The organism is Amycolatopsis sp. NPDC028719 (genome assembly GCF_055565395.1).
Map to the genome: position 1 here is coordinate 148,396 of NZ_JBVHUL010000013.1, position 22,089 is coordinate 170,484.

Here is a 22,089-nt window from a genome sequence, read left to right on the forward strand (position 1 = left end):
CCGGGACTTCCCGGAAGGCCCTTCGTGCGTTCTCGGGACCTGAGAAAAGCCTGAGAACCCGCCATTAACTGAACGTGCACCAATCGGTCATCGGATGGCACTCTCCGCGGTTTCCTCCGCGCGGGTAAACCTTGACCATGACGACGTCACAGCTCCTCGTCAGCACTGATCAGGCGGGTGCCGACCTCCCCGCGGACACTCCCCGGTACTCCCTTCTCGTCGCCCACGCGAACGACGAAGTGGTCGCCGCGCAGAAGCTCCGGCACCGCGTTTTCGCCGAGGAGATGGGCGCTCGGCTGCACTCGCCGGTCGCCGGTCTCGACGTCGACGAGTTCGACGAGTTCTGCGACCACCTCGTGGTCCGCGACGACAACACGAATGAAATCGTCGGCACCTACCGGATGCTGCCACCGGATCGCGCCGCGCAGGCCGGGAAGCTCTACGCCGACAGCGAGTTCGACCTGAGCGCGCTCGACGGGCTGCGGCCGTCCCTGGTCGAAACCGGGCGGTCGTGCGTGCACCCGGACCACCGCAGCGGCGCCGTCGTCAGCCTGGTCTGGGCCGGGATCGCCCGCTACATGCTGCTGTCCGGCCACCGCTACCTGGCCGGCTGCGCGTCGGTCCCGCTGGTGGACGGCGGTTCGTTCGCCGCCGGCGTCTGGGACGTCCTGCGCACCAAGCACTACTCGGACGAGGCCACGCGCGTCTCGCCGCTGATCCCGTGGGACGCGTCGGAGATCGAACGTCCCGGCCGCTCGATCCTGCCGCCGCTGATCAAGGGCTACGTCCGGCTCGGCGCCAAGGCCTACGGCCCGCCCGCGCTCGACGCGGACTTCGGTGTCGCGGACTTCTTCGTCGTGCTGGACCTGCACAACGTCGACGAGCGGTACCTGAAGTTCTTCCTCGGGGTCCAGGCATGAGCCACGCCTGGATGCCGGCCTCGCCGTGCGGTGACGGCTGCCTGACCGACGGCGACCCGGTGGTCGGTTTCCCGCGACGCGTCCTGCGTGTCACCGCGTCGATCTTCGTTGTCCTCGTGGCGCTGCTGTCGGCGCCGTTGCTGCTGGTGTCGTGGGGGCGTGAGCGCCGGGTCCGGCTGATCTTCCGCGGCGTGCTGCGGGCGTTCGGCGTCCGCCTGGACATCCGGGGCGGCGCCGACTTCCTGACCGCGCCCGCCGGCCGTGGCGCGCTGGTGGTCAACAACCACATCTCGTGGCTGGACATCGTCGCGATCAACGCACTGAGGCCGATGCGCGCGCTGGCCAAGAAGGAGATCGCGGGCTGGCCGGTGCTGGGCGGCCTGGTCCGCCGCGGCGGCAGCATCTTCCTCGACCGCGAACGGCTGACGACGCTGCCGGCCACGATGGCGTCGCTCGCGGACGCGCTCCGGACGGGCTCGCTGGTGAGCGTCACCCCCGAAGGGACGACGTGGTGCGGCCTGGCATCGGGCCGCTTCACGACGGCGACGTTCCAGGCGGCCATCGACGGCGGTGTCCCGGTCCGCCCGATCGCACTCAGGTACCGCCTCGCGGACGGCCGCGAGACGAGCCGTCCGGCGTTCATCGGCCCGGAGTCGCTGATCGCGTCGATCCGCCGGGTCGCGGCGCTGCGCGGGCTGGTGCTCGAGATCCACATCTGCCCGGAGATCGCCCCGGGCCGCGCGGAGAACCGTCGTGAGCTGGCGGCTCTCGCCGAGGCTGCGGTGCATTCGGCGCTGGGGACGGTGCAGATCCCGGCCCAGCAGCGGCGGCGGATCCCGCGTCCCCAGCCGGTCCCACTGGCTTCGCCTCCCGCGAAGTGATCCGGGCCCTGTCGTCGCGATCCGGCGACAGGCCCGGGTCGGGAGGTAATTGCGGTCTTGTGAGCCCGGGCCTGCCATCGTGATCCGATGACAGGCCCGTTCGCCCGAATTCGGGCACCGAGTTCGCGGCGTCCGTGCTGCGGTTCGCGTGGACCCGCTCAGCCGACGGCGTTCGCCGTCGAGGCCGGCGCGCTCGGTCTCCTGTCGTGCCGGGTTCGTTCAGCTGATGGCGAGCGTGAGCTTCCCGCCGGGGTGCCCGTCCTCGCTCTCGATCTGCGCGGCGGCGGCCTCGGCGAGCGGATAGCTCTTGCCCTGGGCGATGCGGACCCCGCGGTCGGTCACCCAGCCGGCGATCCCGGTCAGGACCTCACGCGACTGCTCGCCGCCGCTCGAGAACGGGATGCCGAGCTCGAAAGCGGCACCATCGGCGATGGTGACGATCCGGTCCTTGGTGCCCCGCAGCTCGACCGAGCCGGGCAGCACCCCGTGTCCGGCTGCGTCGAACACGGCGTCCACCGGCCCGGACGCGGCCTCGCGGACCCGGTCCACCCAGCCGTCGCCGTAGCGCACCGGCACGATGCCCAGCGCCTTCAGGTCGTCGAGATTCCGGTTGCCGGCGGTGCCGATGACGGTCAGTCCCTTGGCTACGGCGACCTGCGCGGCGAACCGGCCGACGGTGCCGCTGGCCCCGTGGACCAGCAGCGTTTCGCCTTCGCGGACGTTGAGTAGCCCGAGGACGCGAAGCGCCGTTTCGCCAGCGACCGGCAAGGCCGCGGCGTCCGCCCACGAAACGCTGGCGGGCTTCGGCGCGAGCGTCTTCGCCAGCGCGTATTCGGCGTACGCGCCGGTCTCGGACCAGCCGAACACCTCGTCACCGACGGCGAAGTCCGCGCCCTCGCCGACGGCGTCGACGACCCCGGCCACCTCGAGGCCGGGGATGTGCGGGAAGGAGACCTGGAAGTTCTGCTGCATGAAGCCGTTGCGGATCTTCCAGTCGATCGGGTTGATCCCGGCGGCGCGGATGGCCAGCCGCACCTGTCCCGGGCCGGGTTCCGGCACCGGAACCTCGGACAGCTGCAGGACGTCCGGCCCGCCGTAGGCGGAGAAGGTGATCGCTCGCATGGTGTTCGCTGCGCTCCTCGGGTGTGTGACTTCGAATGTCCTCTCCAAGGAGTCAACTCCTGCGGCTATTCCGCCGAACCACCCGGACGAGCAGTGTTCACTAGCCGGACGAGCGGGTGGACACAGTCCGGGCGCGCCTACCTTGGACGCATGGACGCTTCCTGGTCGGATCCGCGACACGTGCTCGACGTCGTCGAACGGTTGCTGTCGGCACCGCGGCCGCACCTGTTGCTCCAGTTCTCCGCCGAGCTCGGGAAGCTGATCCCGCACCGCGCGGTCGCCATGCAGACCGGGGACTGTCCGCGCAGCCCGCTCAAGGTCGTCGGTGACCAGGCGATCGTCGACGCCGTGACGAGCGTCGAGCTGCAACGGCTGGTCGACCGCAGCGAGCCGGGCAAGGCCCTGGTGGTCGACGGCGTCCTGGGCGGCGTCGAGCGCCGTCTCGTCCTTCTTTCGGCGATGCCGGCAGTCGGCAAGGGTGCCGTGCTCGCCGTCGTGCCGGAGGACACGGAGCTGCCGGCGGCCGAGTTGGGGCTGGCCGCGCAGCTGTGGCACATCCTCGGCACCGACGCGGGCCAGCGCGCGACCGACCCGGGCCCGGACGTCCTGGCCGGCAACCTCGCGGCGGCCACCGCGCGAGCCCAGGCGATCACCGACCTGGGACAGACCCACGCGGCGACGCTGACCACGCTCCTGGCGGTGCTGCGCTCGGGGCGCCTCTCCGACGCCGTCGCCCGCCGCACGGCGACCGACCTGGCCAGCGACGCGCTGCTCGAACTGAAAGGTGTCGTCGACCGCGACCAAGCCCTGTCCGAGGAACGGGCAGGCGTGGCCTTCGCCCTGCTGAGGACCCAGCTCGCCGACCTGGTCCGGCACACCGAGGTCGACGTCGACCTGGTCGACCCGGTCGGCGACGCATCGCTCCCGCAAGACATCGCCCACACGGCGCGGACGATGACCCGGGGGCTGGTGCTCGCTGCTTTGGACCGGCCGGCGACCACGCGCCTGCGGGCGTCGTGGCGGCTCGACGGCCCGGTGCTGCGGATCACGGTCCGCGACGACAGCCCCGAAGTCGCCGACGCGATCCCGGCCCGCGGCCTGACCGATCGGCTCACCGCCCTCGGCGGCCGCTGGGAGGTCGACGCGGTGCCTGGCTGGGGCACGACGGTCAGCGCGGTTCTCCCGCTCGGCGTCGCCGAACCACCGGAGCTGCGTCCGCTCGACCGGCTCAACCCGCGTGAGGTCGAGGTCCTGACGGGGATCTCGCAGGGTTTGCGCAATCGGCAGATCGCCGAACAGCTGCAGCTCAGCGAGCACACGGTGAAGTTCCATGTCCGCAACATCCTCGACAAGCTGGACGTGAGCTCCCGCGGCGAGGCCGCCGCGCTCGCCCACGACCTGCGGGTGGAGCCAGTGGCGCGTCGCACGGCCTGAACCGGCTTGACCTCCAGCGGGCTGGAGGTTGCACGCTGCCGATCATGGCCTCGACGCTCGACTCCGCACCTCGTCGCCGCAGCGTGCTGTGGACCGCGGAACACCGCCTGACCACGATCGCGCTGCTGCTCGTGGTCACGTTGGTCGCGTTCGAGAACATGGGCGTCGCGACGGCGATGCCGACCTTGGTGGCCGACCTCCACGGGTTGTCGCTGTACTCGTGGCCATTCACGATCTTCCTCATCTCGAGCGTGGTCGCAACGGTGCTGTCGGGCCGGATCGGCGACCGCCGCGGGCCGGCTCCGGCGTTGCTGGTGGGACCGGTGTTGTTCGCGGTGGGCCTGGTCGTCGCAGGGACGGCGAGCGAAATGCTCACGTTCCTCCTCGGTCGCGCCCTGCAAGGCTTCGGTTCGGGACTGCTCCTGGTCTCGGTCTCGCTCCTGATCGCGTTGACGTTCACCGACCAGGAGCGCCCGGTGATCTACGCGGCGAACGCGGCCGCCTGGGTCCTGCCGGCGGTGCTCGGGCCGTCCTTGGCCGGTGTGGTGACCGTCAGCATCGGCTGGCGCTGGGTCTTCCTCGGTCTCGTCCCGCTGGTGGTCATCGGCGTGGCGATGTTGATGGTGGTCATCCGGCGCCTGCCTGCGCACATCCCTTCCGCCAACGGCCGCCGCGCGGGCGTGGTCCAGGCGATCGTCGCGGCCCTCGGCGTCGCGGCGTTGACATGGGCGGCCCAGCATCACTCACTCTTGGCCCTCGCCTACGGCACGGCCGGGCTCGTCGCCCTGGGTTACGCCATCCGGACGCTGCTCCCGACCGGGACGCTGTCATCCCGCCCCGGCCTCCCGACAGTCGTCGCATCCCGCGCCCTGATCGCCGGCGCGTACGCCGGGATGGAGGCGTACCTGCCTCTGACAATGAGCGCGGTCCACGGCTACAGCCCCGCCATGGCCGGCCTACCGCTGACCATCACGGCGTTGGGTTGGTCAGCGGCCTCGGCAGTGCAGGGCCGGTTCCTCAACTGGTCCAGAGAGGCATCGCTTCGCACCGGGTTCTTGCTGGTCGCGGCAGGTTTGGCTTGTTTCGGTCTCGTCTCCCAGCCCTGGTTTTCCGCCTGGACCGCTTTCGTAGCCTGCGCGGTCGGGGGCGCCGGTATGGGAATCGCGATGCCGGCGATCTCCGTCCTCCTGCTCCGCTATTCACCCGAGGGCGAGCGCGGCTTCAACACCTCAGCGATGCAGCTGGCCGACTGGGTGGGCTCCGCGCTGCTCATCGGCTTGGGCGGTGTCCTGCTCGGCGTGGTGGGGTCGGTTTTCGCTCCGTCGCCGGCGATGGCCCTGCTCACGATGGCCTTGGTGGCCCTCGCGCTGCTGGGGGCCCGGCTGACCGGACGCTGGCCGTCGAAGGTGTGACAGCCCACTTCGAGGGCCAGGGTGGACTTCGTCACGCGGTGGAGCGGACTACCCTGATAAAGCGATGACCTATCTCGACCACGCGGCAACCACTCCGATGTTGCCCGAAGCCGTAGCGGCGATGACCGAGGCGCTGTCCCACGTGGGCAACGCCTCCGCGTTGCATTCCTCGGGCCGCCGCGCCCGGCGGATGGTCGAGGAAGCCCGCGAAACCATCGCCGACGCCCTCGGGGCTCGTCCCTCCGAAGTGATCTTCACCGGCGGCGGCACCGAGAGCGACAACCTCGCGCTCAAGGGCATCTTCTGGGCTCGCCACGACGAGCAGGAGCAGCGTCGCCGCATCCTGGTCGGCGCCGCGGAGCACCACGCCGTCCTCGACACGGTCGAATGGCTCGAATCCCACTGCGGCGCCGAGATCACGCTGCTGGAAGTCGACAGTCAAGGCCGCATCTCGCCCGACACCCTCCGCGCCGCCATTGCCGCGGATCCCGACACCGTGGCGTTGGTGACGGTGATGTGGGCCAACAACGAAGTCGGGACGATCAATCCGATCGCCGAGCTGGCCGCGGTCAGCGCCGAGTTCGACATCCCGCTCCACACCGACGCGGTACAGGCCGTCGGCGCCGTCCCGGTCGACTTCGCGGCCAGCGGCGCCGCCGCACTCACCCTGACCGGACACAAGCTCGGTGGTCCCTTCGGCGTGGGCGCGCTCCTGCTCGGCCGTGACGTGACGTGCGTGCCCCTTCTGCACGGCGGAGGCCAGGAACGCAGCGTTCGCTCCGGCACCCTTGACGTCCCGGCGATCGTCGGGTTCGCGGCCGCGGTCCGAGCCAGCGTCGCGACCCGAGCCGATTACGCAAAGCGCGTCGAGGAGCTCCGCGATGGACTCATCGAAGTCATCCAGCGCGAAGTACCCGACGCCATCCTCAACGGCGGAGACGGCGAGCGGCTGCCCAGCCATGCTCACTTCACATTCCCCGGTTGCGCCGGCGACAGCCTGCTGATGCTGCTCGACGCCAAGGGTATCGAATGCTCGACGGGGTCCGCGTGCACAGCCGGCGTCGCCCAGCCGAGCCATGTGCTGCTCGCCATGGGCGCCGACCCCGCGGCGGCTCGGGGTTCTCTCCGTTTCTCCCTCGGTCACACATCCACTGCCGCAGACGTCGAGGCGGTCGCCGCCGAGATCGGCGGAGTCGTCACGCGCGCCCGGCAGGCAGGCCTGGCCGGAATGCGCAAGCAGACCCAGAAGCAAGAGGTGTAACGCAATGCGGGTTTTGGCCGCGATGAGCGGAGGAGTGGACTCGGCGGTGGCCGCCGCACGCGCGGTCGACGCCGGGCACGACGTCGTCGGCGTGCACCTGGCGCTGTCGGCCAAGCCCGGCACCTTGCGGACCGGGTCACGCGGTTGCTGCACGATCGAAGACTCCCACGACGCCTGGCGGGCTGCCGACATCCTCGGAATCCCGTTCTACATCTGGGATTTCGCGGAACGCTTCACCGAAGAGGTCGTCGAAACCTTCGTCGGGGAATACGCCGCCGGACGCACACCGAATCCGTGCGTCACCTGCAACGAGAAGATCAAGTTCGAGGCTCTTCTCGAGAAGGCGATGGCGCTCGGGTTCGACGCGGTCGCGACGGGACACTACGCACGCCTTTCCGTGGAGGCCGGCGTGCCCGAGCTGCGTCGTAGTGCCGACAGTGGCAAGGATCAGTCCTACGTGCTCGCCTCCCTCACCGCGGAGCAGCTCAGCCACGCCATGTTCCCTTTGGGTGACTCATGGAAGACCGATGTGCGCGCCGAGGCGGAGCGTCGCGGATTGTCCGTCGCCAACAAGCCGGACAGCCACGACATCTGCTTCATCCCGGACGGTGACACCAAGAAGTTCTTGGAGAACCGGCTGGGGCAGCGTCCCGGCGAACTCGTGGACGCGGAGACCGGCGCAGTGCTCGGCCGGCACACCGGGGTGCACGGATTCACCGTCGGACAGCGCAAGGGGCTCGGGATCGAAGCTCCGGCGCCTGACGGCCGTCCTCGATATGTCCTGTCCCTCGAACCGGTTTCCGGCTCCGTCAAGGTCGGTTCCGCCGCCGGACTCGGGATCAACACGATCGAGGCCGACCGCGCGATCTGGCCCAGTGGTAAGCCGTTGACCGAGCCGACCGAATGCGTGGTGCAGGTCAGGGCCCACGGAGGCATTGTCGACGCAGTCGCCGACGTGGACTCCGACACCATGACGGTGCATCTGCGCGAGCCGCTACGCGGGGTGGCCCCGGGCCAGGTCGTCGTGCTCTACCGGCCGGATGCCGAGGGCGGGGACATCGTGCTGGGCAGCGCGAAGATCTTGGGCACGCGCTGATCGTCGGTTATTGCCGTGGCTTCTTGCGGCTCCGGGTCGCCCGTCTTCGGCCGGCGTGCATCGATGGCGGTGTCGTCGAGTGCGTCCGGCCCGCCGGTGTCGCGACGTTCACCGTGCCGTCAGGTGTGACTTCGTAGTTCCAACCGGGTTGGCCCTTCAGCTTGCGATGCCGCGAGCAGTACGTGACCGGCTGATCCGCCGCTTCTGCGGGCTCGCCCTGCGCCCGGGTCGCCTCGACCCCGCAGTTCTGCGCAGGACGTGTGCATCCGGGCTGTCGGCACTCGCGATCCCGGACCCGGACGAACTCGTCGTGCGCCGGGGCCAGCGGATACCGCGTCGGTGACAGCTCGATCGCTTGGCCGCTACGCGGATCGGTGAGGACTCGCCGGAGCGTTGTGTCGGAGCCGCTGATGATGCGCCGGGCCACTGACGCCGCGATGGGCCCGCGTCCGGCCAGGATGGCCGGGGAGTCGTTCACGCCGAGGTACGTCGCCAGATCGACGTGCAGGAACACTTCGGTGCGCTCGCTCGGGCCGCCCATGCCGCTGAGCAGTAGATCCATGGCGATGTCCGCTCGAAGCTGGTCCAGGGTCCGAGACTCGTCCGGGGTCTTCAACGCCCGAGCGGCCCGGTCGATACGGGCGTAGGCCGCTGTCGCTTTCTCGGTCGGCGCGTTGTTGATCGAAAGACTGGTCACGCCGGTGTCTTGGTGGTGCATCGCCAACCGCCGTTCGACGAGGCTCCGTTCGGTGCGCTGCGCGGCACCCTCCGGATCTACTTTCGCGGCCGCGTAGGCTGCAGCTCGGCGAACCTGAGTGGCATTGCGCCCCGGAACGCGGTCCTCGAGCGTCGCATCGACGACGCGTACGTGGTCTCTGGACAGCCATGCCGTCGCATCGGTGACCTTCATGGCGCGATAGAGGTCGAGCCGGCCGTCGTCCATGAGGTTGAGCATGCGGGGGAGCCGGGCGATCAGCGCGTTCGCCGCCGAAACTATGGCGCCTGCTCGGTGTTCCGTGATGGACAGTGCCAACGCCACCTCGGAAGCCGTACCGGGCGCCCGTCTCCGGCGCACGCTGAGGTCCGCGATCGCCCGTAGCTGAAGGGCTTGCAGCTTGGAAATCTCGGCATCGGTGACGCGGATCAACTCGACGAGCTGATCGTCTTTCATGCGTTGCAACACATCCGGGTCAGCGCGGACCGTGTTCAGCACGAACGGGAGCTTGTCGTAGATGGTCGAGGAGTCTCCGGGCGGGACGAGTTTGCGAAGCGGTTGCGAAGGTGTCATGAGCTCGACCGTACGAGGCCTCGCGGGAAATGTCACCGAGATTCAGAAGAATGGGTGGTAAAGGGGAGCGAACGGTCCGTTCGCGCCCTCTGTGACTTGACGTACGCGAATTGATTCGCGATGGTTCGCGTGCGCGGACGTGTGCGTCACCGATTCCGGAAGGAGGCTGATCGAGTTTATGTCCTATGTGGATGGACCGGAAATCGTTGGACACCAACGCCGTGAGAGTTCAGAGCTTGAGCTTGAAGCCGGTGTGGCTCGGAACGAAGCCGAGCCGCTCGTAGAACCGGTGTGCGTCGGCCCTCGAGACGTCCGACGTGAGCTGTACGAGTGCGCATCCCCGTCGACGCGACTCGTCGATCGCCCAGCGCATGAGGTCGGCGCCGAGCCCGGAGCCGCGGTGGTCGGCCCGGATCCGGACGGCCTCGACCTGACCGCGGAGGGCACCGCGCCGGGCGAGTCCGGGAATGATCGTCAGCTGCAATGTCCCGACCGGTTCATCTTCGGAGACCACGACGATCAGAAGCTGGTTCGGATCTGCGTCGATCTGCTCGAAAGCGTGCAGGTAGGGCCCGAGGTCACGGGGATCGTCACGGCCCGCGCCGAGCTGGTCGTCCGCCAGCATGCGCACTATCGCACCGATGTCCTCGCGCCGTGCCCTACGAATGATGTAGTCGTTCACGGCGCCAGTATCACAGGGCTCGGGTGAACCCTTGATAGCTCTGCTCGAAGCCGAAGCGCGCGTAGAAGTCCCGCAGGTCGACGCGCGCCAGGCCGGAATCGAGGTGGAGGCGGCTGCAGCCCCGTCGACGAGCTTCGTCGATGCCCCACGTCAGAAGTGCGCTGGTGACGCCACGCCGCGCGGCGCGGATGCCCTCGAGCAAGCCGCGGGTCGCGCCGTCCCAGGCGAGTCCTCGCAGCACCGTCAGTTGCGCGGTACCGGCGACGCCGTTGTCGTCCTCGGCGACGACCAGCGTGACGTGCGGGGTGGTCATGAGTTCTTGGAGTGCGGCTGCCAGCGGCTCGCCCGGTGCGCCGAACAGGCGCACGAGCGCCTCGATGTCCCTCGCTCTGGCACGCCTGATGACTTCCATTTCACCCAGTATGCAGGAGGCCGGCCGAGCGTCGTGAAAGCGACGACGTGACTACCCGCGGTGCTGGCCGCGATGTCGCTCAGGGTGCCGTGTAGTGGCGGACGCCGTCGACGACCTGGGCGGCCAGTTTGCCCTGCGATACCAGCAGGTCGAGATGTGCCGCTGTCTCCAGGACCGCGAGCGTCTGGTTGAACGAGTCCATATCGGACAGTTTGCGGTTGCGGCGCGTCCAGCCGATCCGATGTGCGGCCTCGAATGCGGTGCTTGCGCCGGCTGTGATCTGAGAACCGATCGTCTCGAGGCGTTGCCGATGGTGTTCCAGCAGTTCGTCGACCCGCGTGTGCACGCTTTCGGACACCGGACCGTGGGCGGGCAGCATGCGGCGATCGGGCATCGCGCGCACCAGGCGCAGCGAGTCCATGAAGTCGTTGAGCGGCAACTCGGCCGGCACGGGCTGGAACCCGATCGAAGGCGTGATGTGCGGCAGCACGTGATCACCGGAGAACAGCAGATCGGCGGTGTCGTCGACGAACACGACATGGCCGGTCGTGTGACCGGGAGTGGCGACGACGTCGAACTCGCGGCCGGGCAGGATCGATCGCCGTCCCGGAGTCAGCCACTCGTCGGGTGCTTCCCAGAGATCGGCCTCCGTGTGCCGCCGGTCCGTACCGAAATCGCGGGCCAGGGCTTCGACGACTTCGCGGGCGCCGGCCTGGGCAAGCAGGTCGATTTGAGCTTCCATCGGCATCCGGTCAGGGTTGCCGGAGGCCTTCAGCGATGGCTCTTCGTCTTGGCCCAGGGCGATCTTCGAGCCGAATTCGCGACGAAGGACCACAGCCTGCGAATAGTGGTCGCGGTGCACGTGGGTCACCAGGAATTCGCTGACATCGGCGAGTTCCGCGCCGATGCCGCCGAGCGCGTCCGCGAGCTGTTGCCGTGCCACGCTCAACGCCCAGCCCGAGTCGACCAGGACCAGCTTCTCGCCGTCGGTGACCGCGTAGACGTTGACCGCGCGCAGAGCGTCGTTGGGCAGGGGCAACGGGATCCGGTAGACACCGGCCGAGACCTCGTAGATTCCGGGCTCGGTCCAGTTCCTGTCGCTGCTTTCCGGCAACGGTTCCACGGTGACCTCCGTCCCGGCGAGACTGCGGTGTCCCGGCCTCCATTCACCCTGAGCCGTGCCGGGCGCGCTGTCCACCGGGAGAAGCTGAGACACCGGTCACTTGCTCAGTTGGTGTCCTGCTTCAGGGCGGTGTCGATCGTGAGGGCCGCGGCGACGACCATGCTGGCGAGCGGATCAGGCAGGGGGCGGGGGATCTCGACGACGTAGTTGTCGGCGGTGGTGAAGGCGGCCTTGAGGAACCCGCCCCACGTCTTGGTCACCCGGGCGACCTCGGTGCCGGCGTGGTCGCGGATCGAGAAGTTCCAGGCACGCCAGTTCTCGGCGAAGATGCCGCCCACCGAGTGGCCGTCGACGACGAAGCCGAAGCGGATCTTCCCGAAGACGTTCTCCTGGACGATCTCGCCGATCGGGGTCTCGTCGGCCCGGGTGACGAGGAACCGCGACTTGAAGACCTTGGCGGGCCGGGTCACCTTGAGCACGGTGCTGTGGTTGGCGTCCCGGACCTCGAACTTGTGGGTCAGGAACTGGTCGTAGTTGGTCAGGAGGCGGATCGCCTTCTTCAACGTGCTTTGCCCGACCTGGACGACTCCGCCGAGCCGATTGCCGTGCTGGTCGAAGACGCCGAACTCGTTGGCCATCTCGATCAGCTTCGCGCGCTGGTTGACCACCAGGACCGGCTCGGTGAACAGCGTCCCGCCACCGGCGTGCGCGGCACCGCGGCCGCGGGTCGCGCGATTGACCTGGTCTTGGACCCGTGCCGGGTCGTGGGACCGCTCGATGTCCAGTTCGATCAGCTCGGAGTCGCTCGGTGGTGGCGTCTGGTCGGCCGGGCGGGTGTTGGCTGTCCAGGCCCGGCCGTCCCACCAACGGTGCAGACGGGGGTCCCGCGCGTCGGGATACCAGCCCGGTTGCGGTGGCGAACTCGTCATGGCGGGTGAGCTTATCCGCGCGGGCCCCGCCACGGTGCCGGTAAAGGTAAATGCGGCGTATGTCTGTCTCCGGACAGCCCGGTCGGCGCTGCCATCAGGTGGTCGACCAGAATCGGTGGTCGTGAATGAGCGAGTTTGGCCCAGCGGTGCCGCGACGGCGATCGGCTCGATGCCGGGCACGGACGCCGCGGAGGCAGCGGCGATCGTGTTCGGCGAGCTCCCGGACTTCCCGCACCTGCCGGAACTGCCGGCCCGCGGCGTCGGTGCCGACATGCTCGGCCGGACCGCCGCGCTGCTGGTCGACCTGGCCGTCGACGTCGTGCCGAGCGGCTACCGCGTCGCCCCGCGGCCGGGACACGAGCACCGCCGAGCCGTCGACCTGCTCCGCTGGGATCTCGACGCTTTGCAGGAAGCGCGGGAGAAGGCCGGAGCCACCCCGCCGGTCTTCAAGGTCCAGCTGGCCGGCCCGTGGACCCTCGGTGCCGGGATCGAGCTGCCCCGAGGCCACCGAGTGCTGACCGACCATGGCGCCTTGCGGGACTTCACGGCCTCCCTGCTGGACGGCCTCGCCGGGCATGTCGCAGAGGTTCAGGCCAGGACCGGCGCACCCGTGGTCGTCCAGTTCGACGAGCCGTCGTTGCCCGCGGTGCTGGCCGGCGGCCTGTCGACTCCGTCCGGCTACGGGAATGTCGCCGCTGTGCCGGAGCCGGAGGCACGTGACCTGCTCTCGACGGTCATCGATGGCGCGAAGGCGATCACGGGGCAGCCGGTGATCCTGCACTGCTGCGCCGCGAAGCCGCCGCTCGGCCTGCTGCGCGAAGCCGGTGCCGACGCTTTGGCCTTCGACCTAGCCGCGCTCGGTGGCGCGTCCGCCGCGTTCCTCGACGAAATCGGCGAAGTCTGGGACGGCGGGGCGACGCTGTTCCTGGGCGCGGTGCCGACGACGGAGCCCGCGTCGCCGCCAAGCCTGAAGGACATCGGTGAGCCGGCGTTCCGGCTGGCCGACCGGCTCGGCTTCAACCGCAGCGTCCTCGCCGAACGTGCGGTGCCGACCCCGGCTTGTGGTCTCGCCGGCGCCACGCCCGACTGGATGCGGCGCGTCCTGGCGCTGACGCGTGATCTCGGTAAGGCCTTCGTGGAGCCCCCGGAAGGCTGGTGACGAAATTCGGCGACTCGCCGACGTCCACCCGGCCCGGCCAGTAGCGTGGCCGGGTAGCCGACCGAACGAGGACCACCTGTAGCCATGCGCCTGTTCCGCCGCAAGAGCACCGACGCCGATCCGCCCGACCCGCGCACCGCGTGGCCCGAGCAGCACGTGCCGGAGGACCCGGCGGCCGCCGCGGAGGCGTTCTGGCGCAGTTGGTACGACCTGCTCCCGATGGTCAGCGCGGCGCTCGGCGAAGGTGAGCCGCACCGGGTCGAGCACGAGCTCTGCCAGCTCGTCGAGGCGCTGCACCCACGGCTGCACTTTTCGCTCGAACGTGGTCGTCGGGCGATCTACGCCCTGGTCGTGACCGGTCAGGAGGACCCGGAGCTGCGTCCGTTCACCGACGCGTGGCGGGCCGCCGCGCCGCCGGAGGACGCGATCTGGGAGTACCACGACTCGGTCCCGCCCGTGCCCGATCCGACGGAGGTCACCGTCAACCTCGGCGAGCACCGGATCGCGCTGGCCGACGTCCGGGTCGTCGCGCAGGTCGACGAGGACGAGCGCGTGGTCGACGTCGCCGTCTTCCACCCGGGCTTCGAAGACCTCGACGAGGCCGCCCGGCAGACCATGACGTTCTTGCCTCTCGACGCGACATTGGGTGAACGGCTCGCCGCCGAACGACTACGGCGCGTGGAGACCGCGGCGGCCGAACCGGCGGGCGCGATCACCCTTCTGGAGTTCCGTGAACTGGTCCGCGGGCTGGACGCCGGACCGGACGAAATTGTCGGTGCCGCCGACTAGGCTCACCACCTGTGAGCAGCACCGAACGCCCCCAGGAGCAGATCACCGCGGAGGACGTCACCGACGTCCCGGCCGACGTGCGCGAGCGCCACGGCGCCCTCGCGGAGGAACTGCGCAACCACCAGTTCCGCTACTACGTCCTGGACTCGCCGATCATCTCCGACGGGCAGTTCGACGAGCTGCTCGGTGAGCTGCAGCGGATCGAGGAGCAGCACCCGGCGCTGGTCACTCCCGAATCGCCGAGCCAGCGCGTCGGGGGCACGTTCTCGACCGAGTTCACCGCGTACGACCACCTCGAGCGCATGCTCAGCCTCGACAACGTCTTCGACGAGGACGAGTTCCTCGTCTGGGTGGAGCGCGTCGAGAAGGAGGTCGGGCACACCGAGTTCCTCGCCGAGCTGAAGATCGACGGCCTGGCGATCAACCTCCTGTACGAAAATGGCCACCTCACCCGGGCGCTCACGCGGGGTGACGGCCGCACGGGAGAAGACGTGACGCTGAACATGCGCACGCTCGACCAGGTGCCGGAGACGCTCACGAGCACCGACCAGTTCCCGGTGCCGGCCCTGGTCGAGGTGCGCGGCGAGGTCTACTTCCGCGTCGAGGACTTCCTCGAGCTGAACGCGAAGATGGTCGAATCGGGTAAGCCGCCCTACGCGAACCCGCGCAACACCGCGGCCGGGTCGCTGCGGCAGAAGGACCCGAAGATCACGCGCGAGCGCCGGCTGCGGCTGATCTGCCACGGCCTCGGCAAGCGCGAGGGCTTCGAACCGCAGCGTCAGTCGGAGGCGTACGACGCGCTGGCCGCGTGGGGGCTGCCGGTGTCGCCCCACAGCAAGGTCCTGACGTCGGCCGAGGAGCTCACCGAGCACATCACCTACTGGGGTGAGCACCGGCACGACGCCGAGCACGAAATCGACGGCGTGGTCATCAAGGTCGACCGGGTGGCGCTGCAGCGGCGGCTGGGCACGACGTCGCGTGCGCCGCGGTGGGCGATCGCCTACAAGTACCCGCCGGAAGAAGCGATCACGACGCTGCTGGACATCCAGGTCAACGTCGGGCGGACCGGGCGGGTGACCCCGTTCGCGGTCACCGAGCCGGTCAAGGTCGCGGGGTCGACCGTCGCGCGGGCCACCCTCCACAACCAGGAGGAGGTCAAGCGCAAGGGCGTGCTCATCGGCGACCGGATCGTCATCCGGAAGGCCGGCGACGTCATCCCCGAGGTCCTCGGGCCGGTGGTGGACGCGCGCACCGGCGACGAACGCGAGTTCGTCATGCCCACCCATTGCCCGGAATGCGGGACCGAGCTCGCCTACCAAAAGGAAGGCGACAAGGACATCCGCTGCCCGAACAGCCGGTTCTGCCGAGCGCAGCTGCGTGAGCGCCTCTTCAGCTTGGCCGGGCGCGGCGCCTTCGACATCGAGGTTCTCGGGTATGAGGCCGCGGTCGCGTTGCTCGACGCGCGGGTGGTCGCCGACGAGGGCGACGTCTTCGACCTGAACGAGGACAGCCTCGCCGAGGTCGAGCTGTTCCGCACGAAGGCCGGCGAGTTGTCGGCGAACGCGCGAAAGCTGCTCGCCAACCTCGACGTGGCGAAGGACCGGCCACTGTGGAAGGTGCTGGTCGCTTTGTCGATCCGGCACGTGGGGCCGACGGCGGCGCAGGCGCTGGCTCGCGAGTTCGGCTCGATCGAGGCCATCGAGCAGGCGACCGAGGAAGAGCTGGCGGACGTCGACGGCGTCGGCCCGACCATCGCGCGCGCGACGCGGGAGTGGTTCGAGGTCGGCTGGCACCGCGAGATCGTCGAAAAGTGGCGACGCGCCGGCGTGCGGATGGAGGAGGAACGCGACGATTCCGTCCCGCGCAACCTCGAAGGCCTGTCGATCGTGGTGACGGGGTCGCTCGACGGCTTCTCCCGCGACGAAGCCAAGGAGGTCATCATGGCCCGTGGCGGCAAGGCAGCCGGGTCGGTCTCGAAAAAGACGTCGTTCGTGGTCGTCGGGGACTCGCCTGGCTCGAAATACGACAAGGCCGTGCAGCTCAAGGTGCCGGTGCTCGACGAAGCCGGCTTCCGCGTGCTGCTGGAGCGGGGGCCCGAGGCGGCGCAGGAGGTGGCGCTGCCGGCCGGCGACGAGACCGCCGAAGAAGAGTCTGGGGAGACGGATGGGTGATGTCGAAATCCGGCCACCGCGGCCCGAGGAGTACGCCGCGGCGGGCGAGGTCACGGTTCGGGCCTACGACGTCGATGGTCACTTGGCCGACGACGTCGGTTATGACGCGAAGCTGCGTGACGTCGCGAGCCGGGCCGAGCTGGCCGAGGTGCTCGTCGCCGTCGATGCGGCGGGAGAGGTACTCGGGACCGTGACCGTCGTGCGGCCGGGGTCGCCGTACGCCGAGATTTCGCGTCCGGGAGAGCTGGAGTTCCGGATGCTCGCGGTGGCGCCGTCAGCACGTGGTCGCGGTGTCGGCGAAGCCTTGACGCGGGCCGTGCTCGACCGTGCGCGGGCGCTGGGCGTCCCCAAGGTGGTGCTCAGCAGTCTCGACCGGATGCACTCCGCCCACCGGCTCTACGAGCGTCTCGGGTTCGCGCGCCTGGCCGAACGGGACTGGCGGCCGTTCCCGCACATCAGCCTGATCGCCTACCAGATCGACGTCTGACCTGGCGTTCGTCGAGAAGGAGACGAGCCGACTCGGGCTCGTCCCCTTTTCGGCGACGTGCGGGGTTAGCCGTCCAGGACGACCGCGACGATCCCGGCGAGGTGGGCGAGCCGGGCGACTTCGGCCGCGCGGAAGGCCGGGCCGCCGGGGCGGGCGACGAGCAGCGCCTTGCCCGGTTTGCCGAGCGGCGTCGCCGCCAGCTCGGTGCCCAGTTCCTTCCACGTCTCCGGGATCCAGGCCTCTTCGCCGTCGAGCACCGTCGCGCGCTCGAGCGGCAGCCAGGGCAGGTCGGTGATCGGGGTCTCCGGCGCGGCGCTCGACGACGCCAGCCGGAGGGCGCCGGTCTCGGCGTGCTCGACGATCATCGCCCAGCCGGCGCGCACGATGCGGGGCACGCCCTCGGCCAGGATGTCGAGGCCGGACTTCGGCTGCGCGGCGATTTCTTCGACGAGTTCGAGCTCGCGGTGCGTGTCCAGCACGCCCGCGTAGGGCCGGACCGCGTCCACCTCGACGCCTTCGACACTCTCGGCCGCCGTGATGAGCGCGTCGGGCAGCCGGCCGGACGGGAGCTCGACCACGAGGTCGTCCACCGCCACTCCGGTGCCGCGCTCGACGACGTCCACGCTGAGGATGTCGGCGCCTACCGTGCCGAGCGCCGTGGCGACCGCGCCGAGGGTCCCCGGGCTGTCCGGAAGGAGGACCCGGATCAGGAACGACACCACGCGCCCCTCTCACCTCTGGCGTCCCAGCCTTGCCGTGGGACGCTCGATGCCGGTCGCCGATTGTGACAGACCCACCCGGTCCGTGGGCCTGCTGTCCGCCGGGCGGGAGTCGAGCGTCGCCGGACGGCACCCGGCCTGCGCCGGGCGTAACCCAGTCGAGTCGTCCGACGTCGTCACCATAGACTTGCAGCTTCCGAGACAACCCGCACAGCACAACCCGGGAGTCACCCGCGTGCCCAACATTTCCCGAGACGAGGTCGCGCACCTCGCGAAGCTGGCCAGGCTGGCCGTGACCGATGACGAGCTCGACGTCTTCGCCGGTCAGCTCGACCAGATCCTGGACTCGGTGGCCAAGGTGAGCGAGGTCGCCGCCGACGACGTGCCGCCGACCTCGCACGCCGTGCCGTTGACGAACGTCTTCCGGCAGGACGTCGTCCGTCCCGGGCTCACGCAGCAGCAGGCGCTGTCCGGTGCGCCGGCCGCCGAGGACGGCCGCTTCCGGGTGCCGCGGATTCTGGGGGAAGAGCAGTGACCGAGCTCATCAAGCTGACCGCCGCGGAACTGGCGGAGAAGATCCACGCGCGCGAGGTGTCCGCGGTCGAGGTCACCCAGGCCCACCTGGACCGGATCGCCGAGGTCGACGACCACATCCACGCGTTCCTGCACGTCGACACCGAGGGCGCGCTGGCCGCGGCCAAGGCCGTCGACGAGGGCATCGCCGGGGGGAACGCGCCCGCCTCGGCGCTGGCCGGCGTGCCGCTCGCGCTCAAGGACGTCCTGACCACCGAGGGCGTGCCGACGACCTGTGGTTCGAAAACGCTCGAAGGCTGGGTCCCGCCGTACGACGCGACCGTGACGCGCAAGCTGCGCGAGGCCGGTGTCGTGATTCTCGGCAAGACGAACATGGACGAGTTCGCCATGGGCTCGTCGACCGAGAACTCGGCGTACGGCCCGACGCACAACCCGTGGGACCACGCCCGCATCCCGGGCGGGTCGGGCGGTGGCTCGTCGGCGTCGATCGCGGCGTTCGAAGCCGCCATCGCCATCGGGACCGACACCGGTGGGTCGATCCGGCAGCCCGGGTCCGTCACCGGCACCGTCGGGGTCAAGCCGACCTACGGCGGGGTGTCGCGCTACGGCCTCGTCGCTTTTTCGTCGTCGCTCGACCAGGCCGGGCCCTGCGCGCGGACGGTGCTCGACGCCGCCCTGCTGCACGAGGTCATCGCCGGGCACGACCCGCTGGACTCGACCTCCATCGACGCGCCGGTGCCGCCGGTGGTCGCCGCGGCCCGGCAGGGCATGACGGGTGACCTGAAGGGCGTCAAGGTCGGCGTCGTGAAGGAGTTCGGCGGCGACGGCTACCAGCCGGGTGTCGAGCGGTCGTTCCAGGCTGCGGTCGAGCAGCTGCGCGCGCTCGGTGCCGAGGTCGTCGAGGTGTCTTGTCCGAACTTCGTCTACGCGCTGCCCGCGTACTACCTGATCGCGCCGAGCGAGTGCTCGTCGAACCTCGCGCGGTTCGACGCCATGCGCTACGGCCTGCGCGTTGCCGACGACGGCACGCACAGCGCCGAAGAGGTCATGTCGCTGACTCGCGAGAAGGGCTTCGGCGCCGAGGTCAAGCGGCGCATCATGCTGGGCACCTACGCGTTGTCGTCCGGCTACTACGACGCCTACTACGGCTCGGCGCAGAAGGTGCGCACGCTGATCACGCGTGACTTCGACGCCGCCTTCGAAAAGGTCGATGTCCTCGTTTCGCCCACGACGCCGACGACGGCGTTCAAGATCGGCGAGCGCGTGGACGACCCGATGGCGATGTACCTCGCCGACCTGTGCACGATCCCGTCGAACCTGGCGGGCAACGCCGCGATGAGCGTGCCGAGCGGGCTGTCCGACGAGGACGGCCTGCCGGTCGGCCTGCAGATCATGGCCCCGGCGCTCGCCGACGACCGGCTCTACCGGGTCGGCGCCGCCTACGAGGCCGCCCGTGACGCCGCCGCCGGTGGAGCGCTCATCCACAAGGTCCCGGAGCTGGGAGGAACGAAGTGACTGCCGTGGCCGAGTTGATGGACTACGCCGACGTCATCGAACGCTTCGACCCGGTGCTCGGGCTCGAAGTCCACGTCGAGCTCAACACCAACACCAAGATGTTCTGCGGCTGCGCCAACGAGTTCGGCGGCGAGCCGAACACGAAGGTCTGCCCGACCTGCCTGGGCCTGCCCGGCGCGCTGCCGGCGCTCAACGGCAAGGCCGTCGAGGGCGCGATCCGGATCGGTCTCGCGCTGAACTGCGAGATCGCCGAGTGGTGCCGGTTCGCCCGGAAGAACTACTTCTACCCGGACATGCCGAAGAACTTCCAGACGTCGCAGTACGACGAGCCGATCGCTTTCAACGGCTACCTCGACGTCACGCTCGACGACGGCGAGGTCGTACGCGTGGAGATCGAGCGCGCGCACATGGAGGAGGACACCGGCAAGTCGCTGCACGTCGGCGGCGCCACCGGCCGGATCCACGGTGCCGAGCACTCGCTGCTCGACTACAACCGGGCCGGCGTTCCGCTGATCGAAATCGTCACCAAGCCGATCGAGGGCACCGGCGAGCGGGCTCCCGAGGTCGCTCGTGCCTACGTGAGCGCGCTGCGCGACCTGCTGCGCGCGCTCGACGTGTCCGATGTCCGCATGGACCAGGGCTCGCTGCGGTGCGACGCGAACGTTTCGCTGATGGCGAAGGACGCGACCGAGTTCGGCACCCGCACCGAGACGAAGAACGTCAACTCGCTGCGCAGCGTCGAACGGGCCGTTCGCTACGAGATGACGCGGCAGGCGGCGATCCTCGCCGAGGGCGGTTCGATCAAGCAGGAGACACGGCACTTCCAGGAGGCCGACGGCACCACGTCGTCCGGCCGGACGAAGGAGACCGCGGAGGACTACCGGTACTTCCCGGAGCCCGACCTGGTCCCGATCGCGCCGTCCCGCGAATGGGTCGAACAGCTGCGCGGCACGCTGCCGGAGATGCCGTCCGAGCGGCGGAAGCGGATCCAGGCCGAGTGGTCGCTTTCCGACGAAGCCCTGCGTGACCTGCTGAACGTCGGTGCTGTCGACCTCGTCGCGGCCACGGTCGAGGCCGGCGCGTCGCCGGACGAAGCCCGCGGCTGGTGGGTCAACACCCTGGCGCAGGAGGCGAACACCCGCGAGGTCGAGCTGGCCGACCTGACGATCACGCCGAAGCAGGTGGCCGAGGTCATCGGGCTGGTCTCCTCCGGCGAGCTGACGAACAAGCTCGCGAAGGAGGTCGTCCAGGGCGTGCTCGCCGGTGAGGGCGAGCCGCGCGAGGTCGTCGAGAAGCGGGGGCTGAAGGTCGTCTCGGACGACTCGGCGCTGCTCGCGGCGATCGACGAGGCCCTGGCGGGGCAACCGGACGTCGCGGACAAGATCCGCGGCGGCAAGGTCGCCGCGGCGGGCGCGATCGTCGGTGCGGTCATGAAGGCGACCAAGGGGCAGGCCGACGCCAAGCGGGTCCGCGAGCTGATCATCGAGCGCGTCGGTTCCTGACCGTTGTCCTTCTCCGTCAAAAGCGTCACCTGGCGCGAGTGGCTCGGCCTGGCGGCCGGGCTGCTCGCGCTGGGCTCGATGTTCCTGCCGTGGACCACGCTGAGCACCAACAAGCCGGACATCGAAGACATCCTCTCGCAGCTGGAGCACAGTGACGTCGTCCGCGACGCGTGGCACTCGAGCTTCTTCGCGTGGTGCCCGCCGCTGCCGCTGCTGCTGGCCGGGCTGGTCGTGGTCTTCTTCGGGCGAATCCGGAAAGCCCGGGTCAGCGGCCTGCCGCACCTGTGGCTGGTGGTCGCCGTGGCGTCGCTGCTGCTGATGGTCGTCGGGTGGTTCACGCTGGACTGGGAGTTCGACGCCGACCAGCGGGGGATCTTCGACGCCGCCGGCATCGCCATCGGGCCCGGTTTCGGCCGGTTCCTCGGGCTGCTGGCCGCGCTCGTGTCGTGCGTGGCCGCTTTCCTGGACATCCGAGCGGCGCGGGCCGAGAGCCGGCAGCCGCGGAAACGTGAGCCCCGCAGCAAGAGCCGCTGACCCGGTTCTCGGCAACCCTCGGTTGAGGTGGCCGCGGCCGCCGGTGGAGCTGTCCGGGGCGCCGTGTCTCCAGCCGACCCGGCGGGAGATGCGCGAGTGGTCGTGGCTGAGTCGTCCGT

General features: G+C 69.7%; 21 protein-coding genes. 14 read left to right on the top strand and 7 right to left on the bottom strand.

Annotated features, from left to right (window positions below):
- Positions 1 to 137 precede the first annotated feature (137 nt).
- Positions 138 to 920 carry a GNAT family N-acetyltransferase gene (locus ACZ4TR_RS42475; protein WP_465293903.1) on the top strand — a complete coding sequence of 261 codons (783 nt, stop codon included), beginning with the start codon at positions 138 to 140 and terminating at the stop codon, positions 918 to 920.
- Positions 917 to 1,801, top strand: a complete 885-nt coding sequence (locus ACZ4TR_RS42480; protein ID WP_465293905.1) for a lysophospholipid acyltransferase family protein — start codon at positions 917 to 919, stop codon at positions 1,799 to 1,801. The genes ACZ4TR_RS42475 and ACZ4TR_RS42480 overlap by 4 nt, the downstream gene beginning before the upstream one ends.
- Before the next feature lie 219 nt (positions 1,802 to 2,020).
- Here the strand turns inward: ACZ4TR_RS42480 and ACZ4TR_RS42485 are convergent, their stop codons facing one another.
- Entirely contained in the window at positions 2,021 to 2,923 is a 903-nt protein-coding gene (locus ACZ4TR_RS42485) for an NADP-dependent oxidoreductase (RefSeq protein ID WP_465293907.1), read from the bottom strand.
- A gap of 150 nt (positions 2,924 to 3,073) precedes the next feature.
- Here ACZ4TR_RS42485 and ACZ4TR_RS42490 point away from each other — a divergent pair, with 150 nt between their 5' ends.
- The 4 genes from ACZ4TR_RS42490 to mnmA all read left to right on the top strand — a co-directional run bounded on the left by ACZ4TR_RS42490 (position 3,074) and on the right by mnmA (position 8,126).
- Positions 3,074 to 4,357, top strand: coding sequence for a helix-turn-helix transcriptional regulator (locus tag ACZ4TR_RS42490; RefSeq protein WP_465293909.1), 1,284 nt, complete (start codon positions 3,074 to 3,076; stop codon positions 4,355 to 4,357).
- 44 nt (positions 4,358 to 4,401) lie between these two features.
- On the top strand, positions 4,402 to 5,769 hold the full coding sequence (locus tag ACZ4TR_RS42495; RefSeq protein WP_465293911.1) for an MFS transporter: 1,368 nt from the start codon (positions 4,402 to 4,404) through the stop codon (positions 5,767 to 5,769).
- A gap of 64 nt (positions 5,770 to 5,833) precedes the next feature.
- Positions 5,834 to 7,030 (top strand): cysteine desulfurase family protein, encoded by a 1,197-nt coding sequence (locus ACZ4TR_RS42500; RefSeq protein ID WP_465293913.1) that lies wholly within the window; start codon positions 5,834 to 5,836, stop codon positions 7,028 to 7,030.
- A 4-nt stretch (positions 7,031 to 7,034) separates the two neighbouring features.
- A complete protein-coding gene (gene mnmA, locus ACZ4TR_RS42505; RefSeq protein WP_465293915.1) occupies positions 7,035 to 8,126 on the top strand; it encodes a tRNA 2-thiouridine(34) synthase MnmA in 1,092 nt (363 codons plus the stop codon).
- Positions 8,127 to 8,133: 7 nt separating this feature from the next.
- Here mnmA and ACZ4TR_RS42510 read toward each other — a convergent pair whose 3' ends face one another.
- The 5 genes from ACZ4TR_RS42510 to ACZ4TR_RS42530 form a co-directional block, all read right to left on the bottom strand.
- Positions 8,134 to 9,414, bottom strand: coding sequence for a DUF222 domain-containing protein (locus tag ACZ4TR_RS42510; RefSeq protein WP_465293917.1), 1,281 nt, complete (start codon positions 9,412 to 9,414; stop codon positions 8,134 to 8,136).
- Between the two features lie 229 nt (positions 9,415 to 9,643).
- Complete coding sequence (locus tag ACZ4TR_RS42515; RefSeq protein ID WP_465293919.1) at positions 9,644 to 10,096, bottom strand: GNAT family N-acetyltransferase; 453 nt, start codon at positions 10,094 to 10,096, stop codon at positions 9,644 to 9,646.
- Between the two features lie 10 nt (positions 10,097 to 10,106).
- Positions 10,107 to 10,508, bottom strand: a complete 402-nt coding sequence (locus tag ACZ4TR_RS42520) for a GNAT family N-acetyltransferase (RefSeq protein ID WP_465293921.1) — start codon at positions 10,506 to 10,508, stop codon at positions 10,107 to 10,109.
- Positions 10,509 to 10,587: 79 nt separating this feature from the next.
- A complete protein-coding gene (locus ACZ4TR_RS42525) occupies positions 10,588 to 11,631 on the bottom strand; it encodes an MBL fold metallo-hydrolase (RefSeq protein WP_465293923.1) in 1,044 nt (347 codons plus the stop codon).
- 104 nt (positions 11,632 to 11,735) lie between these two features.
- The gene (locus tag ACZ4TR_RS42530) at positions 11,736 to 12,560 is read right to left on the bottom strand and encodes an LURP-one-related family protein (protein WP_465293925.1); all 825 of its coding nucleotides are present in this window, start codon (positions 12,558 to 12,560) and stop codon (positions 11,736 to 11,738) included.
- A gap of 121 nt (positions 12,561 to 12,681) precedes the next feature.
- On the opposite strand from ACZ4TR_RS42530, the gene ACZ4TR_RS42535 reads away from it, so the two are divergent.
- The 4 genes from ACZ4TR_RS42535 to ACZ4TR_RS42550 all read left to right on the top strand — a co-directional run bounded on the left by ACZ4TR_RS42535 (position 12,682) and on the right by ACZ4TR_RS42550 (position 17,166).
- Complete coding sequence (locus ACZ4TR_RS42535) at positions 12,682 to 13,719, top strand: methionine synthase (RefSeq protein ID WP_364513073.1); 1,038 nt, start codon at positions 12,682 to 12,684, stop codon at positions 13,717 to 13,719.
- Positions 13,720 to 13,803: 84 nt separating this feature from the next.
- A complete protein-coding gene (locus ACZ4TR_RS42540) occupies positions 13,804 to 14,508 on the top strand; it encodes a hypothetical protein (protein ID WP_465293927.1) in 705 nt (234 codons plus the stop codon).
- A gap of 11 nt (positions 14,509 to 14,519) precedes the next feature.
- A complete protein-coding gene (gene ligA, locus ACZ4TR_RS42545; protein ID WP_465293929.1) occupies positions 14,520 to 16,679 on the top strand; it encodes an NAD-dependent DNA ligase LigA in 2,160 nt (719 codons plus the stop codon).
- Positions 16,672 to 17,166 carry a GNAT family N-acetyltransferase gene (locus ACZ4TR_RS42550; protein ID WP_465293931.1) on the top strand — a complete coding sequence of 165 codons (495 nt, stop codon included), beginning with the start codon at positions 16,672 to 16,674 and terminating at the stop codon, positions 17,164 to 17,166. Before ligA ends, ACZ4TR_RS42550 begins: the two co-directional genes overlap by 8 nt.
- A 65-nt stretch (positions 17,167 to 17,231) precedes the next feature.
- On the opposite strand, the gene ACZ4TR_RS42555 is transcribed toward ACZ4TR_RS42550, so the two are convergent.
- Positions 17,232 to 17,885: an ACT domain-containing protein gene (locus ACZ4TR_RS42555; RefSeq protein ID WP_364513474.1), complete on the bottom strand. Its 654-nt coding sequence runs from the start codon at positions 17,883 to 17,885 to the stop codon at positions 17,232 to 17,234.
- A 235-nt stretch (positions 17,886 to 18,120) separates the two neighbouring features.
- On the opposite strand from ACZ4TR_RS42555, the gene gatC reads away from it, so the two are divergent.
- Genes gatC through ACZ4TR_RS42575 form a run of 4 tightly spaced genes read left to right on the top strand, consistent with a single transcriptional unit; the run spans position 18,121 to position 21,970 of the window.
- Positions 18,121 to 18,420 carry an Asp-tRNA(Asn)/Glu-tRNA(Gln) amidotransferase subunit GatC gene (gene gatC, locus ACZ4TR_RS42560; RefSeq protein ID WP_465293933.1) on the top strand — a complete coding sequence of 100 codons (300 nt, stop codon included), beginning with the start codon at positions 18,121 to 18,123 and terminating at the stop codon, positions 18,418 to 18,420.
- Positions 18,417 to 19,934, top strand: a complete 1,518-nt coding sequence (gene gatA, locus ACZ4TR_RS42565) for an Asp-tRNA(Asn)/Glu-tRNA(Gln) amidotransferase subunit GatA (protein WP_465293935.1) — start codon at positions 18,417 to 18,419, stop codon at positions 19,932 to 19,934. The genes gatC and gatA overlap by 4 nt, the downstream gene beginning before the upstream one ends.
- Entirely contained in the window at positions 19,931 to 21,436 is a 1,506-nt protein-coding gene (gatB, locus tag ACZ4TR_RS42570) for an Asp-tRNA(Asn)/Glu-tRNA(Gln) amidotransferase subunit GatB (RefSeq protein WP_364513059.1), read from the top strand. Before gatA ends, gatB begins: the two co-directional genes overlap by 4 nt.
- Before the next feature lie 3 nt (positions 21,437 to 21,439).
- On the top strand, positions 21,440 to 21,970 hold the full coding sequence (locus tag ACZ4TR_RS42575; RefSeq protein WP_364513056.1) for a hypothetical protein: 531 nt from the start codon (positions 21,440 to 21,442) through the stop codon (positions 21,968 to 21,970).
- Positions 21,971 to 22,089: the final 119 nt, after the last annotated feature.